The following is a 17,387-nucleotide window of genomic DNA, read 5'->3' on the forward strand; positions in this document are numbered from 1 at the left end:
CGCCGACGCCAAGAAGGTCCCGCACATCCTCTGTGCGGGACCTTCTCTCTGCGCGGGCCGTGTCTCTCAGCCGGTGGGGTCGCCCAGTACCTCTCCCACCGGCCCGCCTACCCCAACAGGCCGCCCACCAGGCCCGGTTCGCCGGAGGACGAGCCCCCGCTGCCGGAGCCGCCTGTCGAGCCGCCGGAGGTGCTGGTGCCGCCGGTGGGGCCTGAGGTGGTGCTGGGGGCCTGCTGGACCGGGGAGGACTGCTGGGGGGTGGTCCGGCCCGTGGTGCCCTGGGTCTGGCTGGGTGAGCCGCCGGTGCTGGTGCCGGTGTCGCGGGTGGCGCCGGGGGCGGCCGAGGTGCCGGTGGACGGGTCGCTGGTGGCGCCGTGGCTGGGCCGGGTGGACGCCGACGGGCTCTTCTTGTGGGCCTTGGCGGGGTCCTGCGGCAGCGGGGAGCCGGGCAGTTCGTTGCGGGGGGCCTCGCCGGGGCCGGGGACGATGACGCGGTCGGCGTCGCGGACGGCGCCGCCGAGCACCGAGCCGATGAGCAGGGTCAGGCCGGTGACGATCGCGGTGAGCAGGGCGCCGCGGCGCAGGACGTAGCGGCGCAGCTCCCAGATGTCGGAGCGGGGGCCGAGGCGTCGCCAGGCGCTGCCGGCGAGGCGGCCGTCGATGGAGTAGACGGGGGCGCCGGCGATGATCAGCGGGGACCAGGCGGCGAGGTAGATGATGTCGGGGGTGTCGTAGGCGGGGACGCTCTTCCAGCTGACGGTGACGAGGAGCGCGGCGGAGAGGCCGGCGCCGACGACCGCGGCGACTCGCTGCCAGCAGCCCAGGATCGTGAGGACGCCCACGATGACCTGGAGGAAGGCGATGACGAGGCCGGAGCCGACGGGGTGCTGGAGGGCGAACTGGCGCAGTGGTTCGGCGACTTCCCACGGGTGCAGGGTGTTGAGCCACTTGACCATGGAGCCGCGTTTGCCGCCGTCGAAGTAGACGGGGTCGCAGAGCTTGCCCATGCCGGCGTAGATGGAGATGAAGCCGAGGAAGATCCGGAGCGGGAGGAGGACGACGCCGAGGTTCATGCGGCGGCCCGGGTAGTAGGCGTGCCGCGCGGATTCGTCGCCCTGCCGGCGCAGGGCGCGCCGCTCGCCGGTGTCCTCGAAGTCCTGGTCCGCGTAGGCGGGTTCGTCGTCGGCGCTGCCGACGGTCGGCATGTCCGGCAGGAGTCGGGTGCCGTCGGCGTCGTAGCTGCGCTGGGCGCCGACGACCGGGGTCTCCATGGTCTGGGCCAACTCGTCGTCGTAGTCGGCCCGGTAGCCGTGGTCGACGTCGATGCGGGGGATGACCTGGGTGGCTCCGGCGTCGGCGGCCGGGGGCTCGGCGTGGCCGACGCTGCCGCCCCGCACGGCCTGCAACAGGCGGTGGGCGCCGGTGTCGTCGGGGGCGGACCTGCCGCTCCACACGACGGGTCGGCGGCGCGGCGCGCCGACGGCGGGCATCCGGGCGGTGTCCTCGGCGGCGATCAAGTGCCGTGCGATCCGCGGGGATTGGGCGCGTCTCGTCGAGGCGCCCAACTGCACGCGGAAGCTCGCATGATTGACGATGATCTGCGCCGGATCGCTCGGCACCTTCACCATGCTCAGCGCGGGAGCGTCGTCGAATCCCGACGGGCCGTCCCCCGTGGGTGTGCGGGGTGTTCTGGTGTCCACACTCATCTAACCGAGTGACGTGAGGTTAGGACACTGCTTTGACCGGGCGGATCTGTCCGGACCCCGTCAAGGTTGCCCCGGACGCCAGGAATGCCGCGTGTGGGTGACGGGGCCGAACGCCCGTTCACCCACTTCGGCGTCTGCCGTCAGGCGCGTCGACGAGCCGCCTCGTAGAGCACGATCCCCGCCGCCACACCGGCGTTGAGCGACTCGGCGCCGCCCGGCATCGGGATCCGGACCCGGAAGTCGCAGGTTTCGCCGACCAGTCGGGACAGGCCCTTGCCCTCGCTGCCCACGACGATGACGACGGGGCCGTCCAGGGCGGCCAGTTCGCCGACCTCGTGCTCGCCGTCGGCGGCGAGGCCGACGACCGCGATGCCGGCCTTCTTGTAGGCCTCCAGGGCGCGGGTCAGGTTGGTCGCGCGGGCGACCGGGGTGCGGGCGGCGGTGCCGGCGGACGTCTTCCAGGCACCGGCGGTCATACCGGCCGCGCGCCGCTCCGGTACGACGACGCCGTGGCCGCCGAACGCGGACACCGAGCGGACGACGGCACCGAGGTTGCGCGGGTCGGTCACCCCGTCGAGGGCGACGATCAGCGGGTCCTCGCCGTCGTCGTAGGCGGCCGCGGCGAGGTCCTCGGGGTGGGCGTACTCGTACGGCGGGACCTGGAGGACCAGGCCCTGGTGGTTGAGGCCGTTGGTCATGCGGTCGAGCTCGGGGCGGGGGGCCTCCATGAGGTGGATGCCGCCCCGGTCGGCGACGAGCTGGAGCGCCTCGCGGACCCGCTCGTCGTTGTCGATGAACTGCTGGACGTAGAGCGTCACCGCGGGCACGCCCTCGCGCAGCGCCTCGACGACGGGGTTGCGGCCGACGACCATCTCCGAGGTGCCCTTGCCGCCGCGGCCGCGGGGCGTGGGACGCCGTACGGCCTGCTTGGCCTTGGCGTTGGCGATTCGGTTCTTCTTGTGGCCCTTGCGCATCTCGGCGGGCGGGGTCGGACCCTTGCCCTCCAGGCCCTTGCGCCGCTGGCCGCCACTGCCGACCTGCGCGCCCTTCTTGCCGGACATGCGGCGGTTGTTGGCTGCCATGACCTACCCGTCTGTCGTGAAAAGTCGTACGTACGTCTATGAAGTGTGCCGCCCGGAGGCCCGGACGGCACAATCGATCAAGGAAAACAAGGAAAAGCGGACCGGGGCCTACCGGGGACCGAGCGTCCAGCGCGGCCCCTGCGGGCTGTCCTCGATGGTCAGTCCCGACTGGCCGAGCTGGTCGCGGATGGCGTCCGCGGTGGCCCAGTCCTTACGGGCGCGGGCGGCCTCGCGCTGGTCGAGGACCAGGCGTACGAGGCTGTCGACGACGCCGTGCAGGTCGTCACCGCGGTCGCTCTCGCCGGCCCAGTGCTCGTCGAGCGGGTCGAGGCCGAGGACGCCGAGCATGGCGCGCACCTCGGCGAGGCGGGCCACCGCGGCTTCCTTGTCGTCGGCGGCGAGGGCGCTGTTGCCCTGCCGGACAGTGGTGTGCACGACGGCGAGGGCCTGCGGCACGCTGAAGTCGTCGTCCATGGCCTCGGCGAAGGCGGGCGGCACCTCGGCGGAGGGTTCGACGGCGCCGGCCTTCTCCACGACCCGCTGCACGAACCCCTCGATCCGGGCGAACGCGGACTCGGCCTCGCGCAGGGCTTCCTCGCTGTACTCGATCATCGAGCGGTAGTGCGGGGTGCCGAGGTAGTACCGGAGCACGATGGGCCGCCACTGCTTGACCATCTCGCTCACCAGCACGCTGTTGCCGAGCGACTTGGACATCTTCTCGCCGCTCATGGTGACCCAGGCGTTGTGCACCCAGTACTGCGCGAAGTCGTCGCCGTAGGCCTTGGCCTGGGCGATCTCGTTCTCGTGGTGGGGGAAGATCAGGTCCAGGCCGCCGCCGTGGATGTCGAAGGCGGAGCCGAGGTACTTGTGCGCCATGGCCGAGCACTCCAGGTGCCAGCCGGGACGGCCGCGCCCCCACGGGGTCTCCCAGTCGGGCTCGCCGGGCTTGGTCGCCTTCCACATCGCGAAGTCGCGGGGGTCGCGCTTGCCGGAGACGCCCTCGTCGGGCTGGCGCAGGTCGTCGATGTCCTGGTTGGACAGCGACAGGTAGCCCGGGTAGGAGCGCACGTCGAAGTAGACGCTGCCGTCGGCCTCGTACGCGTGGCCGCGCTCGATGAGGCCGCGCATCATCTCGACCATCTCGGTGACATGGCCGGTGGCCCGCGGTTCGTACGTCGGCGGGAGGCAGCCGAGCGCGGAGTAGCCGTCGTTGAACGCGCGCTCGTTGTCGTAACCGATGGACCACCAGGGGCGGTTCTGGTCGGCCGCCTTGGCGATGATCTTGTCGTCGATGTCCGTGACGTTGCGAATGAAGGTGACGTCGTAGCCGCGGTACTCGAACCAGCGGCGCATGATGTCGAAGTTCAGGCCGGAGCGGATGTGGCCGATGTGCGGGGCGGCCTGCACGGTGGCGCCACAGAGGTAGATCGAGACACAGCCCGGCGTGAGCGGGGCGAAGTCACGGATCTGCCGGGCGCTGGTGTCGTACAGGCGAATGGTCACGGGTCCAGGGTAGTGGGCGTTGTGTGGTGCCTTCGACGGGTTGTGGATAACAGTCAGCTCGCGGTCCTGACCACCAGCGCGGTCGCCACCGCCATCAGGCCCTCGTCCCGGCCGGGAAACCCGAGTCCGTCCGTCGTCGCGCCCGACACCGACACCGGCGCCCCGGCCGCCTCGGACAGGATCTTCTGCGCCTCGTCCCGCCGCTTTCCGATCTTGGGTCGTGGTCCTACGACCTGTACGGCGATGTTGCCGATGCGGAAGCCGGCCTCGCGGACGATCCGGGCCGCCTCCGTCAACAGCGTGACGCCGGAGGCACCCGACCACTCGGGGCGCCCGGTGCCGAAGTGCTGCCCGAGGTCACCAAGACCGGCCGCGGAGAAGAGCGCGTTGCACGCGGCGTGCGCGACGACGTCCGCGTCGGAGTGCCCGGCGAGGCCGGTGCCCTCCCACTTCAGGCCGGCGCACCACAGCTCGCGGCCTTCCTCGAAGGCGTGGATGTCGGTGCCGATGCCCACCTGGGGCAGGGGCGCGTGCTGCTCAGAAGCCATCGTTGAGCCTCCTGCGGGCCAGGACCGCCTCGGCGAGGACCAGGTCCAGTGGGCGGGTCACCTTGAAGGCCTCCTCGTGACCGGGCACGACCACGACCGTGAGGCCCAGCTGCTCGACCATGCTCGCGTCGTCGGTGACGTCCTCGGTGACCGTCTCGTGGGCGCGGATCAGGGTGGCCCGGTCGAAGCCCTGCGGGGTCTGTACGGCACGCAGACGCGCGCGGACCGGGGTCGCCACCACCGGCTCCGGCTCGCCGGGGGCCGGTTCGACCTCCTTGACGGTGTCCGCGAGGGGCAGCGCCGGGACGACGGCGGGCGCGCCGTCGCGTACGGCCTCGATGACCGCGTCGACGGTGTCGACCGGGACGAGGGGGCGGGCCGCGTCGTGGACCAGGACGATGTCGAAGTCGGGGGGCAGGGCGGCCAGGCCGAGCCGCACCGATTCCTGGCGGGATTCTCCGCCCGGGACGACGACGAAGTCGGTGCGCTCGGGCAGCGCGTGGGCGTCGAGGAGCGACTTGACCTCGCCGGCGCCGTCGGGCGGGGCCACGACGACGACCAGGGAGACGGCGCGCGAGGCGGCCATCGCGCGGATCGCGTGGATCAGCATGGGGGTGCCGTTGAGCGCGCGGAGTGCTTTGGGGGCGCCCGGACCAAGGCGTACGCCCCTTCCGGCGGCCGGAATCACCACCGCGGTGCGGGCTTCCGCACGTGCCTGCGCGGGCGAAGGGCGCGAAACGTCAGACATCGGTTCCTGTCAGGTTTGTGTGCTCGGCCAACGTGGGTACGGAGACAGCGTGCCGGGCGCGACGCCTTGACCGGACCCTTCCGTGACACCGGTCGAGCCTGCTGCCCGGGCCCGGCACGCCAAGTATCGGGGGATCTTCACTCCGAGAAGAACACGCGCACGGCGCCCGGAGGCGTCGCCGGAGACACCGTGATCCGGTATCCGGAGACGAACATGCCGCAGCGCCCGGCGACAGCAATTGCGTCATCGGGCACCGCGGCATTTCAGTGCGGTACTTCCTCGAAGTACTGCGGTACTTCTTCGAAGTACTCAGTGGTGTGCTGAGCTGAGCGGGCCAGGGGCCTGCACAGGGACGCTCAGGACGCGAGAACCTCGTCGAGCAGCGCCTCGGCCTTGTCCTCGTTGGTGTTCTCCGCGAGGGCGAGCTCGCTCACCAGGATCTGCCGAGCCTTGGCGAGCATGCGCTTCTCACCTGCGGAGAGTCCACGCTCGCGCTCACGACGCCACAGGTCACGCACGACTTCCGCGACCTTGATGACATCGCCGGAGGCGAGCTTCTCCAGGTTTGCCTTGTAACGACGGGACCAGTTTGTGGGCTCCTCGGCGTACGGCGCGCGCAGCACCTCGAAGACCCGGTCCAGCCCGTCCTGACCGACCACATCACGCACGCCGACGAACTCCGCATTGTCCGCTGGCACACGTACCGTCAGGTCACCCTGGGCGACCTTCAGCACCAAGTAGGTCTTGTCCACGCCTTTGATCTGGCGAGTTTCGATGGCCTCGATCAGCGCGGCCCCGTGATGGGGATAGACCACGGTGTCGCCAACCTTGAACGTCATGTGACAGGTACCCCTTCCGTGGCTATCCAGGGTAACACGGAAACTGCGGGTTCTGAATGGCGTTTTCGCAGGTCAGGGCATATCTCGGGGCTTGACAACAGCAACAGGAACGTGCTGCGGAGGCCGAGCGGAAGAAGGTATTCGCAGGTGGGAGCGGCTCTCCGGGGGAGGTGAAACGCGTACGTTACACGCATCCGGAGCCCCCTCCGAGCGGGCTAACGTCCACAAATGTCCGGTTCCATGTGTGCGACTTCCGCTACTCCGTTCGGTTGCCGGAGTGACTTCCGCGTCGATTCCGGAATTGATCACACGCGGCGAGCGGATCACACGGTGATCAATTCCGGGGGCGGTCGCACTTTCCTTCACGGAAGTTTTGCCACTGGATGCCGAAGGCGCTTATGTGAATGCCGGACGAGCGCCGGAGTGCGGGGTAGAAGTGACTCACGGGTCACTTGTGAACCGAGTGACACGCCTCTTGGGGAGGGTCGGGTGCAGCCCGGCGGGAACGGCTCGGTAACCTAAGGCCGCTGACAGACACTTAGCGCGGCTTTACGGGCCGCCCCCGCTCAAGTCAAGGAGTTGCCGCCGCCGTGAGCAGCAGCCTTCGACGCGGCGCCCTCGCCGCCGCCTCCCTCGCGTTCTCGATCGCCTCGCTCTCCGCGTGCGCGGCCGGCAACAACGCCCAGACGCTGGAGGTCAAGCCGGACAACGCGGAGACCAGCGTCGGCGACATCAAGCTCCAGAACGTCGTGGTCATCACCCAGCCCACCACCGAGGCCTCCGGTGAGACCAAGGGTCCGGCGGTGATCTCCGCCACCGTCTTCAACAGCGGCGACACCGCCCAGACGCTGGACTCCGTGAGCATCGCGGACGGCGGCAGCGCCGAGATCACGGCCGCCAAGGGCAAGGGCAAGGTGACCGTCCCGGCCCACGGCTCGGTCGTCCTCGGCGGCCAGGGCAACGCGTCGGCCGCGGTGAACGACCTCGGTGAGGGCGTCAAGAACGGCAACGCGCAGAAGGTCACCTTCACCTTCAGCACCACCGGCGAGGTCAGCCTGAAGGCCTTCGTGGTCCCGGCCGACAGCTACTTCACCAAGTGGGGCCCGAGCGCGATGCCGTCGGCGCCGGAGGCCTCCCCGAAGCCGACCGGCTCCGCGACCCCGACCGGTTCGGCCACCCCGACCGGCTCCGCCACCCCGACCGACGCGGCCTCCGCGAGCGCCACGGCGAGCGGGGCGGCGACGAGCCACTGAGCAGCCGTACGAGATCGTCGTAGGACAAGGACGTACGAGACCGTCGTACGACAGGAAGGGCGGGGCCTCCGAGGAGGTCCCGCCCTTCCGCGTGCGTGGGGGTTGCCCGGCCTACGGCTCGAACTTGTAGCCGAGGCCGCGGACCGTCACCAGGTAGCGCGGTGCCCCAGGGTCCGGTTCGATCTTGGCGCGGAGGCGCTTGACGTGGACGTCGAGGGTCTTGGTGTCGCCCACGTAGTCGGCGCCCCAGACGCGGTCGATGAGCTGCATGCGGGTCAGGACGCGGCCCGCGTTGCGCAGGAGCATCTCCAGCAGGTCGAACTCCTTGAGGGGCAGGTCGACCTTGGAGCCGGAGACCGTGACCACGTGGCGGTCCACGTCCATGCGGACCGGACCGGCCTCCAGCGCGGCCGGGGTGACCTCCTCGGGCTCGCCGCGGCGGCGCAGGACGGCGCGGATGCGGGCGACCAGCTCGCGCGAGGAGAACGGCTTGGTGACGTAGTCATCGGCTCCTATTTCCAGGCCGACCACCTTGTCGATCTCGCTGTCCTTGGCGGTCACCATGATGACGGGGACGTTGGAGCGGCCGCGCAGCTGGCGGCAGACCTCGGTGCCGGGCAGGCCCGGCAGCATCAGGTCGAGGAGGACGAGATCGGCGCCGTTGCGGTCGAACTCGTCGAGTCCGTCGGGGCCCGTGGTCGCGATGGCGACCTCGAAGCCCTCCTTGCGGAGCATGTACGACAGGGCGTCGGAGAAGGACTCCTCGTCCTCGACGACGAGCACTCGGGTCACGGAAGGACCTCCGGGGCGGGAAGCGGGTCGTAAGAAGTCGACTCGGGGGTGGAAAGCCCGTCCTCGTCGTCGAGGTCGGGGTGCTGGAGCGCGCGGTCGCGGGCCGCGCCCGCCTCCGGCAGCCTGAGGGTGAACGTGGAGCCCTGTCCCTCCGAGCTCCACACCGTGACCTCCCCGCCGTGCGAGGCGGCCACGTGCTTGACGATCGCGAGACCGAGGCCGGTGCCGCCGGTCTGGCGGGAGCGGGCCGGGTCGACGCGGTAGAAGCGCTCGAAGATGCGCTCCTTGTCCTTGTCGGAGATGCCGATGCCCTGGTCGGTGACGGCGACCTCGATCATGTCGCCGCCCGGCACGGACACCCTGCGGGCGGCTATGCCGACGCGGGTGCGGGCGGGTGAGTAGTTGACGGCGTTCTCGACGAGGTTGCCGAGGGCGGCGGCGAGCTGGCCGCGGTTGCCCCAGACCCGCAGTTCGGCCGCGCCGGCCGCGGCCATGGTGATCTGCTTGGTGCCGGCCTGGTGGCGGCAGCGGTCGATGGCCTCGGCGACCAGTTCGTCCACGCGGACCGGCTCGGCGTCCTCCAGCGGGTCGTCGTTCTGCACCCGGGAGAGGTCGATGAGTTCCTGGACGAGGCTGGTCAGGCGGGTGGCCTCGATCTGCATGCGGCCGGCGAAACGTTCCACGGCCTCCGGGTCCTCGGAGGCGTCCATGACGGCCTCGGAGAGGAGGGAGAGCGCGCCGACCGGGGTCTTGAGCTCATGGCTGACGTTCGCGACGAAGTCCCGTCGGACCGCTTCGATCCGCCGGGCCTCGGTGAGGTCCTCCACGAGGAGCAGCACCAGCCGGGACCCGAGGGGCGCGACGCGCGCGGACACGGCGAGTGCCTCACCGCGTCCGGTCCCGCGCCGGGGCAGGTCCAGCTCGACCTGGCGTATCTCGCCGTCCCTGCGGGTGTCGCGGGCCATCTGGAGCATCGGCTCGACCGAGAGCTTGCCGCCGCGGACCAGCCCGAGGGCGTACGCGGCGGAGCTGGCCTTGACGACGGCGTCGGCCTCGTCGAGGACGACGGCCGAGGAGCGGAGCACGGAGAGGACGGTGTCCACGCCCGGCGGAAGCACCGGGTCGGTGTGCAGGGAGGTGCGGGTGGGGCGCTTCTGCTCCCGCTCGCTCCAGCGGAACGCCAGCATGGCGATGACACCGGTGAGCACCCCGGCGATCGCTGCCGCTGCGGCGACCGCCGCGTTCACGTCCATGCCTCCAGGTTAGGCATGGGATCCGTCCTGGCCACAGCCGTCCGAGTGGGAGCTCGAACACTCGTCGCCCAGAGTTCACCTTGGAGCCAGTGTTGGTTCATTTGGGAGGGCGGAAACGGACGCGTACAGGCCCGAACGTGGGAGCGTGGGGTACGCAGCACCGGTTTCGCGGCCGGTTTTGGCCCCTGGCACCCACAGGAACGACGTACGAGAGGGAACCGACAATGCGGGACGCGTACCACGAGGAACTTGATTCGATCGGCGACGGTCTGGTGGAGATGGCCCGCCTGGTCGGCTCGGCGATCGGACGCGCCACGACGGCCATCCTCGACTCCGACCTGAAGCTGGCCGAGAGCGTGATCGAGGCCGACCAGAAGGTGGACGACCTCCAGCACGACCTGGAGGCCCGGGCGATAGCACTGCTCGCCCGCCAGCAGCCGGTGGCGACCGACCTCCGTATCGTCGTCACCTCGCTGCGCATGTCGGCCGACCTGGAGCGCTCCGGCGACCTGGCCCAACACGTGGCGAAGCTGGCCCGGCTGCGCTTCCCCGAGAAGGCGATCCCCCACGACCTGCACGCGACCATCCTGGAGATGGGCCAGCTCGCGCAGCGCCTGATGGCGAAGGCGGCGGAGGTCATCATCACCAAGGACGTCGACCTGGCGCTCCAGCTGGAGCAGGACGACGACGAGATGGACCTCCTGCACCGCACGCTCTTCCAGCACCTGCTGGACGACAAGTGGAAGCACGGCATCGAGACGGCGGTGGACGTCACGCTCCTCGGCCGCTACTACGAGCGCTTCGCCGACCACGCGGTGTCGGTGGCCAAGCGTGTGGTGTACCTGGTGACGGGCGAGCACGCGGACGAGATCCAGCAGGAGATCCAGCCGGTGACGGGCGTGGAAGGAGCCTGAACCGGCGCCTTCGATGCTGTTCGGGGCGGGTACGAGCCTCTGTGCGCCGTTGATGCGCCCAGGGGGGCGGGCATGCAATGAGGACAGGGTCTGGACCGGCGGTGGGTCCGGCGGTCGGAAGGTCAGGCCCGCACCTCCAGGAGGGACCATGGCCGAATCCCCCAGCACCCCCCAGTCCGACCCCACCCAGGAACGCCCGACCGAGCAGCCCGCCCCGCTCAGGACCCTGACGGTCATCGGCGCGTGCGGCTGCGGGTCGGGGTGCGGGTGCGGGTGCCAGTCGGGCACTCCGTGCCAGTGCGGCTGAGCCGTGCAGCGGCGGTTCGTGTACGGCGGTGAGGGGCCCCGGGTGCTGCCGGGGCCCTTCGTCGTGTCCGGGGCGGGCCTGGGCGGACCCCGAGTCCGGTGCCGTGTCCTGCCTGTCGGAGGCACCCTCGCCGCAGGCGGTCCAGCCCCTCCACGAGCGGGTACGACGGTGAGGCCGGTCCGCGTATATCGGTGGAGGAGGCTGCTGGGCCGCTCGTAGGGTCCGCGCATGGACTGGCAGAAGTGGCACGACCGTTACGACGCGCCCGAGTCACCGCTGGCCCGGCGCCTGCGTGCGGTCCAGGACCGTGTCCGCGCGGCCCTGGACGCCGCTCCACCCGGCCCGCTCCGAGTGGTCAGCCTGTGTGCCGGTCAGGGCCGCGACCTGCTGGGCGTCCTGCCCACCCACCCCCGCCGCGAGGACGTCCGCGCCCGGCTGGTGGAACTGGACCCGGCGAACGTGACGGAAGCGAAGGGGACCGCAGCGGCCGTCGGCCTGCCCGGCGTGGAGGTGGTCGCCGGGGACGCCGCGCTGCTCGACCACTACGCCGACCTGGTCCCGGCCGATCTGGTCCTGCTGTGCGGGGTGTTCGGCAACATCACGGACGGGGACATCGAGCGCACGGTCGAGGCGTGCACACAGCTGTGCGCGCCGGGCGCCCGGGTCATCTGGACCCGCCATCGCAAGGCTCCCGACCAAGTCCCGCGGATCTGCGAGTGGTTCGAGACCCGGGGCTTCGTCCGCGAGTGGCTCACACCCCCGGACCACATCCAGTCGGTCACCGTCCACCGCTTCACCGCGACTCCGGCCCCGCTCCAACGGGACACCAGGGTCTTCGACTTCGTGGGCTACGACAGGCTGGGCGGCGCGGGCTGATCAGCACTCCGGGGTCGCCGGGCCCTGGCGGAAGAGGGTGCGGGCCGAGCGGGTCACGTCCCCGTGAGGCGGACGAGCCCGATGCGACCCGGTGAAACCGTGGAGCACGGTGCGACGTCTTGAGGCACAAGACCGGGACAACGTACGTGAGTTACGCCATCTCGGCCCTGTCTGGACGCACCAGACGTACCAGGGAGGATGGTAAGAAATGGCACGCCGAAACCGTTCCCTGTCCCGCGCCGCGGCTCTGAGCATGGCGGCCGCGGCAGTGGCCCTACTGACAAGCTGCACACCGAGCACCGGCACCGGCACCGGCAGCACGGGCAACAGCGCACCGCCCACGGCGCATACGTCAGCCAGTTCAGCGGGATCGAACGGCTCAGCCAGCGCGCCCCGACCGACAACAGCCGGCGCCCCTGCCAGGTCCGAAGCCTGCCGCTCGCTGCCGGTGTCCCCCACCGTGAAGGCGAACGTCACCACGGCCTACGGCAACCAGTCCCAACCACCCCTGAGCCACATCACCCCGGTCAAGGGCACCTTCTACTACGGCAGTTGCGCCGGAACCTTCTACGCCGGCACCCGCTTCCAGCCCACTCCCGGCAGCACGGAGGCCGAGCAGGTGGCCCTGCAGGACGACGGATCAGCGATGAAGTACTTCATCGACCGCCCCGGCACCGGCTGGACCTTCCTGGCCAGCGACACCTTCCCCGCCTCCCCCCAGGGCTGCGCAGCCATCCCCCAGATCCCGTCCCACCTCGCCACCTTGTGGAACAACTGCCGCCCCTGACCGACCCCGAAATGCTCGAGTAACCTTGTGCGTCTGGTGGTGGCAGTGGTCGTCATTGACGACAACTGCCGAGCGGCCTCGGACGGCCCAGGGACGGCCCGCGGCAACGGCCCGTTCGGCGGCTTACGAGCTGATGGGCAACTCTCGTGCTCGTTGGCGTGCTTGGGCTCGTATCTCCTTCAGGCGACTGTGGAACGGGTTGTGGCTGTTCTGGTCGAGGTTCAGCGGGAGGTCGAGCTGGGAGATGAGCTGTGACTCCATGGCCCATGGTTCGCTCTGCTCGATCCAGCACACCCGAGCGTTGTCCGCCATCCACTGACTCAGACTTGCTTCGCCGACCTTGCCGAAGGTCATTCGCTTGCCGCTGCCCACGCGGCGCAGCTCAAGTCCGAGCAGGCATCCGAGGGTGAGCCGCAGCGTCGAGCCGGCCGCGTTGCCCCGGTAGTGGTAGCGCACCCGCTTGCGAAGGTTCTGCGTGCTGGTCCGGTTCGCCATGAACCGCGGGGCTATACCAACGTACAGCAGGCGCCCGGCATCCAGGTCTGGGTGCGGCGACTGTTCGAAGTGCCACCCGTAGACCCCTGCCGCCGCCGGTATGGGACTCGGACGCGCCAAGACTTCCTGCGCCGACCACACCTGATCCGGACTGACAAGAGCGGAAGCTTCCACGGCACCTCCAGGCGCGCGACGGCTGATCATCGTCGCAGGCTACTGGTCGCCGCTGACAACGTGCCTCGCCTACCCTCGCCGAGTACCTCGGCCACTCGGACCCGGGCCTGACGCTCCGCGTCTACGCGCATCTCATGCCTTCTAGTCAGGAGCGGACCCGCAAAGTCGTGGCCGCTGTCTTCGACGCCACCGAAACGACGCGACGTGACGGCTGAGGGCTCGTACTCTCCGAACCGGAAAGGGGGAGAACCATGGCGGACGAGTACTTCTTGCTGGTGTGCGACGACGTGCCCCATGACGTGGTGCTCACCGACCCCGGCGTCCGCGTGATGGACGTCGTTCAGGTCGTGCGCCGGCTGACGGGACTGAGTCTCTGGCGCAGCAAGGTCCTGGCGACGCAGGTTCCCGCCGTCCTTCTGGCCGGCGTGCCCGAGGGAGACGCGGCCGCCGCCGTCTCGGCCCTCCGCGACGCGGGAGCCCGGGCGGAGACGAGAGAACAGCCGGGGCCGGACCTCCCGAAGCACTGATCGCGGCCCGGTCGACGGGCCGGCAGCCCAGGGACGGCCCAGCCCCGCCAAAAAGCCCCCGCCCCGCGAAGAACTCGCGGGGCGGGGGCTTACCGGTGTCGCGTTACTTCTTCTTCCCCTGGTTCTTGACCGCCTCGATCGCCGCCGCGGCCGCCTCCGGGTCCAGGTACTTGCCGCCCGGGGTGACCGGCTTGAAGGACGCGTCGAGCTCGTAGTAGAGGGGGATGCCCGTCGGGATGTTGAGGCCCGCGATGTCGGTGTCCGAGATGCCGTCGAGGTGCTTGACGAGGGCTCGGAGGGAGTTGCCGTGGGCCGCGACCAGGACCGTGCGGCCGGCCAGCAGGTCCGGGACGATGCCGTCGTACCAGTAGGGGAGCATGCGGACGACGACGTCCTTCAGGCACTCCGTGCGGGGGCGCAGCTCCGGGGGGATCGTGGCGTAGCGCGGGTCCGACGCCTGGGAGAACTCGGAGTCGTCCGACAGCGGCGGCGGCGGGGTGTCGTAGGAGCGGCGCCACAGCATGAACTGCTCCTCGCCGAACTCCGCGAGGGTCTGTGCCTTGTCCTTGCCCTGGAGGGCGCCGTAGTGGCGTTCGTTCAGGCGCCACGAGCGATGGACCGGGATCCAGTGGCGGTCCGCGGACTCCAGCGCCAGCTGGGCCGTGCGGATCGCGCGCTTCTGGAGGGACGTGTGGACCACGTCGGGCAGGAGGTCGGCGTCCTTCAGGAGCTCGCCGCCGCGGACTGCCTCCTTCTCGCCCTTCTCGTTGAGGTTGACGTCCACCCAGCCGGTGAACAGATTCTTCGCGTTCCATTCGCTCTCGCCGTGGCGGAGGAGGATCAGCTTGTACGGTGCGTCGGCCATGCGTATGAGCGTAATCCACGCCCCCGCTCCCCCGGAGGGCCCGCTCGACAGGCGGACGGTCGACGGGATCCGTTAATTGAGTGGCCCGCGGCCGCCCCGCCTTCGTAAGGTGTGCCTGCCATGCGGGGCACTTACACACGTGGGGGAACGTCCATGCCACTCGCCACCCTGAGACGCGCCACCCACGAGACCGTCTCCGGGCTCCCGCGCGCGTTCTGGTGGCTGTGGACCAGCACCCTCGTCAACCGGCTCGGCGCCTTCGTCGCCACCTTCATGGCGCTCTATCTCACCCTCGACCGCGGCTACTCCGCCTCCTACGCCGGTCTCGTCGCCTCCCTGCACGGGCTCGGCGGAGTCGTCTCCTCCATAGCCGCCGGCGTCATGACCGACCGGCTCGGGCGGCGGCCCACCCTGCTGGTGGCCCAGGCGTCGACCGCCGCCTCCGTCGCGCTGCTCGGCTTCATGCACCACCCCGTCGCCATCGCCGCCGTCGCCTTCCTGGTCGGCATGGCCTCCAACGCCTCCCGGCCGGCCGTGCAGGCGATGATGGCCGACATCGTGCGGCCCGAGGACCGGGTGCGGGCCTTCTCGCTCAACTACTGGGCCATCAACCTCGGCTTCGCCGTCTCCTCCATGGCCGCCGGGTTCATCGCCGAGTTCAGCTACCTCACCGGCTTCCTCATCGAGGCCGCGATGACCGCCGTCTGCGCCGTCGTCGTCTTCCTCAAGCTGCCCGAGTCACGGCCGGTCGCCCCGTTCGCCGAGAAGGTGCCCGACGACGTCCGGCTCGGTACCGTCCTGCGCGACGGGCGGTTCATGAGTGTCGTCGGGCTGTCCTTCCTGGTCGCCGTGATCTTCCAGCAGGGTTCCATCGGACTGCCCGTCGCGATGGGCGAGGCCGGGTTCACACCCGCGGACTACGGCCTGGCCATCGCCCTCAACGGCGTGCTGATCGTCGCGCTCCAGATCCCGGTGACCCGGTTCATCCAGGACCGGGATCCCAAGCGGCTCCTCGTCGTCTCGTCGCTGCTCGCGGGGTACGGCTTCGGGCTCACCGCCTTCGCCGGGTCCGTCGGCCTGTTCGCCCTCACCGTGTGCGTGTGGACGCTCGGCGAGATGATCAACGCGCCCACCCAGACCGGGCTCGTCGTCCGCCTCTCCCCCGCCCACGGCCGCGGCCGCTACCAGGGCATGTACACCCTGTCCTGGTCCGTCGCGGCCCTCGTCGCGCCCCTGATGTCCGGTTTCGTCATCGACCACTACGGCGCCGCCTGGCTGTGGGGACTGTGCGCGGTCGTCGGCACGGTCGCCGCGGTGGGGTACGCCGCCCTCATGCGCCGGCTGCCCGACGAGGAGCCCGTGTCCGCCGTACTGGAGAAGGCCGCCGTCAGGGGTGCATCCGCGCACCCTTGAGCACCTTGTCCACCGCGTTGCGCGGCCCGTACACGGAGAGCCCCACCAGATCCAGGTCCGCCGTCGCGACCGCCCTCACCGCCGCCCGGTTGTCCCGGTCGTTGCCCGTCGCGAACAGGTCGCTCGTGAAGAGCGCGCGCGGCAGCGAACGGGACAGCACACGCGTGTGGGCCGCGGTCAGCGTCTCCTTGGTGCCCTCGAAGACCAGGACCGGCTGCCGGAACATCGGCAGATAGGGCACCCCGTCGGCGTCCTCGTACGGTTCGCCGAGCACCTCGGGTGCCTGCGCGGCCAGGCCGCTGACCAGGAACGCGGTGACGTTCAGGCGCTGCCAGGTCTCCAGGTCCTCGCGCAGCAGGACGGCGATCTTGGTGTCGAAGCGGATGGGTTCAGTACTCATACGACGAGACTCGCGGCCGTCGTACGACCCCGTCTTGTACGTTCTTTGCATGGCGCCCAGAACGACGACCCCGCAGGAGGTCACCGCGTGGCGCCCGACGATCCCGGGCGTCACGGAGGTCTTCCACGCCCGCTTCACCGAGTACGCCTACCCGATGCACGTGCACGAGGCGTGGACGCTGCTCATCGTGGACGACGGCGCCGTACGGTACGACCTCGACCGGCATGAACACGGCACGCCCGACGACACGGTCTCGCTGCTGCCGCCGCACGTCCCGCACAACGGCTCGCCCGCCACTCCCGGCGGCTTCCGCAAGCGGGTCCTCTACCTGGACCGCACCCACCTCGGCGACGAGCTCATCGGGCCCGCCGTCGACGGCCCCGATCTGCGGGACCCCGTACTGCGGCAGCGGGTCGGGCAGTTGCACACGGCGCTGACCAGGCCCGGTGAGGAGTTCGAGGCGGAGAGCCGGCTGACGCTCATCGGCGACCGGCTCCGGACCGTCCTCCGGCCGCAGGTGTACGGCGAGCCCGCGCGCCGCGACCCCGCCCTGGCCCGCCGGCTGCGCGAACTCCTCGACGAGCGGGTCGTGGAGGGGCTGTCCCTGGAGGCGGCCGCGGAGGCCGTCCAGGCCCATCCGGCGCATCTGGTACGGGCGTTCAGCAGCGCCTACGGCATCGCGCCGCACCAGTACCTGACCTCGCGCCGCGTCGACCGGGCCCGGGGGCTGCTGCTCTCGGGGAGCGGGCCCGCGGAGGTCGCCGCGCTCACCGGGTTCCACGACCAGGCCCATCTCACCCGGCACTTCAAGCGGCTGGTGGGGGTGACGCCGGGGCGGTACCGGGTGAGCGCGAGGAGATCGACGGAAGACGTCCGTCCGGTGATCGTCGGCGGTTAGCGTCGCG

The 17,387-nt window shown here is 70.5% G+C and carries 18 protein-coding genes and 2 pseudogenes; 9 read left to right on the forward strand and 11 right to left on the reverse strand.

All coding sequences use genetic code 11. From position 1 onward, the window contains the following. Nucleotides 1–107: 107 nt before the first annotated feature. From AC2XR2_RS20815 to AC2XR2_RS20840, 6 genes are all read right to left on the reverse strand, one after another. Nucleotides 108–1,706 carry a DoxX family protein gene (locus AC2XR2_RS20815; protein WP_381299730.1) on the reverse strand — a complete coding sequence of 533 codons (1,599 nt, stop codon included), beginning with the start codon at nucleotides 1,704–1,706 and terminating at the stop codon, nucleotides 108–110. Between the two features lie 140 nt (nucleotides 1,707–1,846). Beyond that, a complete protein-coding gene (gene rlmB, locus AC2XR2_RS20820; RefSeq protein ID WP_356464186.1) occupies nucleotides 1,847–2,788 on the reverse strand; it encodes a 23S rRNA (guanosine(2251)-2'-O)-methyltransferase RlmB in 942 nt (313 codons plus the stop codon). Nucleotides 2,789–2,896: 108 nt separating this feature from the next. Beyond that, complete coding sequence (cysS, locus tag AC2XR2_RS20825) at nucleotides 2,897–4,291, reverse strand: cysteine--tRNA ligase (RefSeq protein WP_491515964.1); 1,395 nt, start codon at nucleotides 4,289–4,291, stop codon at nucleotides 2,897–2,899. 53 nt (nucleotides 4,292–4,344) lie between these two features. After that, nucleotides 4,345–4,839, reverse strand: a complete 495-nt coding sequence (gene ispF / locus AC2XR2_RS20830; RefSeq protein WP_491515965.1) for a 2-C-methyl-D-erythritol 2,4-cyclodiphosphate synthase — start codon at nucleotides 4,837–4,839, stop codon at nucleotides 4,345–4,347. Then, nucleotides 4,829–5,587, reverse strand: a complete 759-nt coding sequence (gene ispD / locus AC2XR2_RS20835; protein ID WP_330266032.1) for a 2-C-methyl-D-erythritol 4-phosphate cytidylyltransferase — start codon at nucleotides 5,585–5,587, stop codon at nucleotides 4,829–4,831. Before ispD ends, ispF begins: the two co-directional genes overlap by 11 nt. 356 nt (nucleotides 5,588–5,943) lie before the next feature. After that, the gene (locus tag AC2XR2_RS20840; protein WP_003953493.1) at nucleotides 5,944–6,426 is read right to left on the reverse strand and encodes a CarD family transcriptional regulator; all 483 of its coding nucleotides are present in this window, start codon (nucleotides 6,424–6,426) and stop codon (nucleotides 5,944–5,946) included. Between the two features lie 590 nt (nucleotides 6,427–7,016). Here AC2XR2_RS20840 and AC2XR2_RS20845 point away from each other — a divergent pair. Continuing rightward, nucleotides 7,017–7,679: a copper chaperone PCu(A)C domain-containing protein gene (locus AC2XR2_RS20845; RefSeq protein WP_491515966.1), complete on the forward strand. Its 663-nt coding sequence runs from the start codon at nucleotides 7,017–7,019 to the stop codon at nucleotides 7,677–7,679. Between the two features lie 111 nt (nucleotides 7,680–7,790). Here the strand turns inward: AC2XR2_RS20845 and phoP are convergent, their stop codons facing one another. Together phoP and phoR are read right to left on the reverse strand one after the other, a co-directional pair. Further along, nucleotides 7,791–8,462 (reverse strand): two-component system response regulator PhoP, encoded by a 672-nt coding sequence (gene phoP, locus AC2XR2_RS20850; RefSeq protein ID WP_469075782.1) that lies wholly within the window; start codon nucleotides 8,460–8,462, stop codon nucleotides 7,791–7,793. A 5-nt stretch (nucleotides 8,463–8,467) separates the two neighbouring features. Further along, the gene (gene phoR / locus AC2XR2_RS20855; RefSeq protein WP_381299733.1) at nucleotides 8,468–9,724 is read right to left on the reverse strand and encodes a two-component system sensor histidine kinase PhoR; all 1,257 of its coding nucleotides are present in this window, start codon (nucleotides 9,722–9,724) and stop codon (nucleotides 8,468–8,470) included. Between the two features lie 224 nt (nucleotides 9,725–9,948). On the opposite strand from phoR, the gene phoU reads away from it, so the two are divergent. The 4 genes and pseudogenes from phoU (at nucleotide 9,949) to AC2XR2_RS20875 (ending at nucleotide 12,608) form a co-directional block, all read left to right on the forward strand. After that, a complete protein-coding gene (phoU, locus tag AC2XR2_RS20860; RefSeq protein ID WP_330266028.1) occupies nucleotides 9,949–10,638 on the forward strand; it encodes a phosphate signaling complex protein PhoU in 690 nt (229 codons plus the stop codon). A 380-nt stretch (nucleotides 10,639–11,018) separates the two neighbouring features. Then, nucleotides 11,019–11,117: pseudogene (locus AC2XR2_RS20865) on the forward strand (DUF4242 domain-containing protein); the annotation flags it as partial. 56 nt (nucleotides 11,118–11,173) lie between these two features. Beyond that, nucleotides 11,174–11,821 carry a class I SAM-dependent methyltransferase gene (locus AC2XR2_RS20870; RefSeq protein ID WP_491515967.1) on the forward strand — a complete coding sequence of 216 codons (648 nt, stop codon included), beginning with the start codon at nucleotides 11,174–11,176 and terminating at the stop codon, nucleotides 11,819–11,821. Nucleotides 11,822–12,269: 448 nt separating this feature from the next. Further along, entirely contained in the window at nucleotides 12,270–12,608 is a 339-nt protein-coding gene (locus AC2XR2_RS20875) for a hypothetical protein (protein WP_381299735.1), read from the forward strand. A gap of 123 nt (nucleotides 12,609–12,731) precedes the next feature. Here the strand turns inward: AC2XR2_RS20875 and AC2XR2_RS20880 are convergent, their stop codons facing one another. Then, nucleotides 12,732–13,307, reverse strand: a complete 576-nt coding sequence (locus AC2XR2_RS20880; protein WP_491515968.1) for a GIY-YIG nuclease family protein — start codon at nucleotides 13,305–13,307, stop codon at nucleotides 12,732–12,734. 44 nt (nucleotides 13,308–13,351) lie between these two features. On the opposite strand from AC2XR2_RS20880, the pseudogene AC2XR2_RS20885 reads away from it, so the two are divergent. Together AC2XR2_RS20885 and AC2XR2_RS20890 are read left to right on the forward strand one after the other, a co-directional pair. After that, nucleotides 13,352–13,492 (forward strand): annotated as a pseudogene (locus AC2XR2_RS20885) (site-specific integrase); the annotation flags it as partial. A gap of 36 nt (nucleotides 13,493–13,528) precedes the next feature. After that, on the forward strand, nucleotides 13,529–13,804 hold the full coding sequence (locus tag AC2XR2_RS20890) for a ribosomal protein L7/L12 (RefSeq protein WP_491515969.1): 276 nt from the start codon (nucleotides 13,529–13,531) through the stop codon (nucleotides 13,802–13,804). Nucleotides 13,805–13,907: 103 nt separating this feature from the next. Here AC2XR2_RS20890 and AC2XR2_RS20895 read toward each other — a convergent pair whose 3' ends face one another. Beyond that, complete coding sequence (locus AC2XR2_RS20895; protein WP_491515970.1) at nucleotides 13,908–14,669, reverse strand: phosphoglyceromutase; 762 nt, start codon at nucleotides 14,667–14,669, stop codon at nucleotides 13,908–13,910. Between the two features lie 153 nt (nucleotides 14,670–14,822). On the opposite strand from AC2XR2_RS20895, the gene AC2XR2_RS20900 reads away from it, so the two are divergent. Beyond that, nucleotides 14,823–16,082 (forward strand): MDR family MFS transporter, encoded by a 1,260-nt coding sequence (locus AC2XR2_RS20900; RefSeq protein WP_491515971.1) that lies wholly within the window; start codon nucleotides 14,823–14,825, stop codon nucleotides 16,080–16,082. Here AC2XR2_RS20900 and AC2XR2_RS20905 read toward each other — a convergent pair. Further along, the gene (locus AC2XR2_RS20905) at nucleotides 16,057–16,482 is read right to left on the reverse strand and encodes a DUF2000 family protein (RefSeq protein ID WP_381300190.1); all 426 of its coding nucleotides are present in this window, start codon (nucleotides 16,480–16,482) and stop codon (nucleotides 16,057–16,059) included. The genes AC2XR2_RS20900 and AC2XR2_RS20905 overlap by 26 nt on opposite strands. A 49-nt stretch (nucleotides 16,483–16,531) precedes the next feature. Between AC2XR2_RS20905 and AC2XR2_RS20910 the strand changes: the two genes are divergently transcribed. Next, nucleotides 16,532–17,380, forward strand: a complete 849-nt coding sequence (locus tag AC2XR2_RS20910) for a helix-turn-helix transcriptional regulator (RefSeq protein ID WP_330266020.1) — start codon at nucleotides 16,532–16,534, stop codon at nucleotides 17,378–17,380. Nucleotides 17,381–17,387 lie beyond the last annotated feature (7 nt).

The sequence above is a fragment of the Streptomyces sp. LS-MS-L19 genome, from assembly GCF_058382285.1.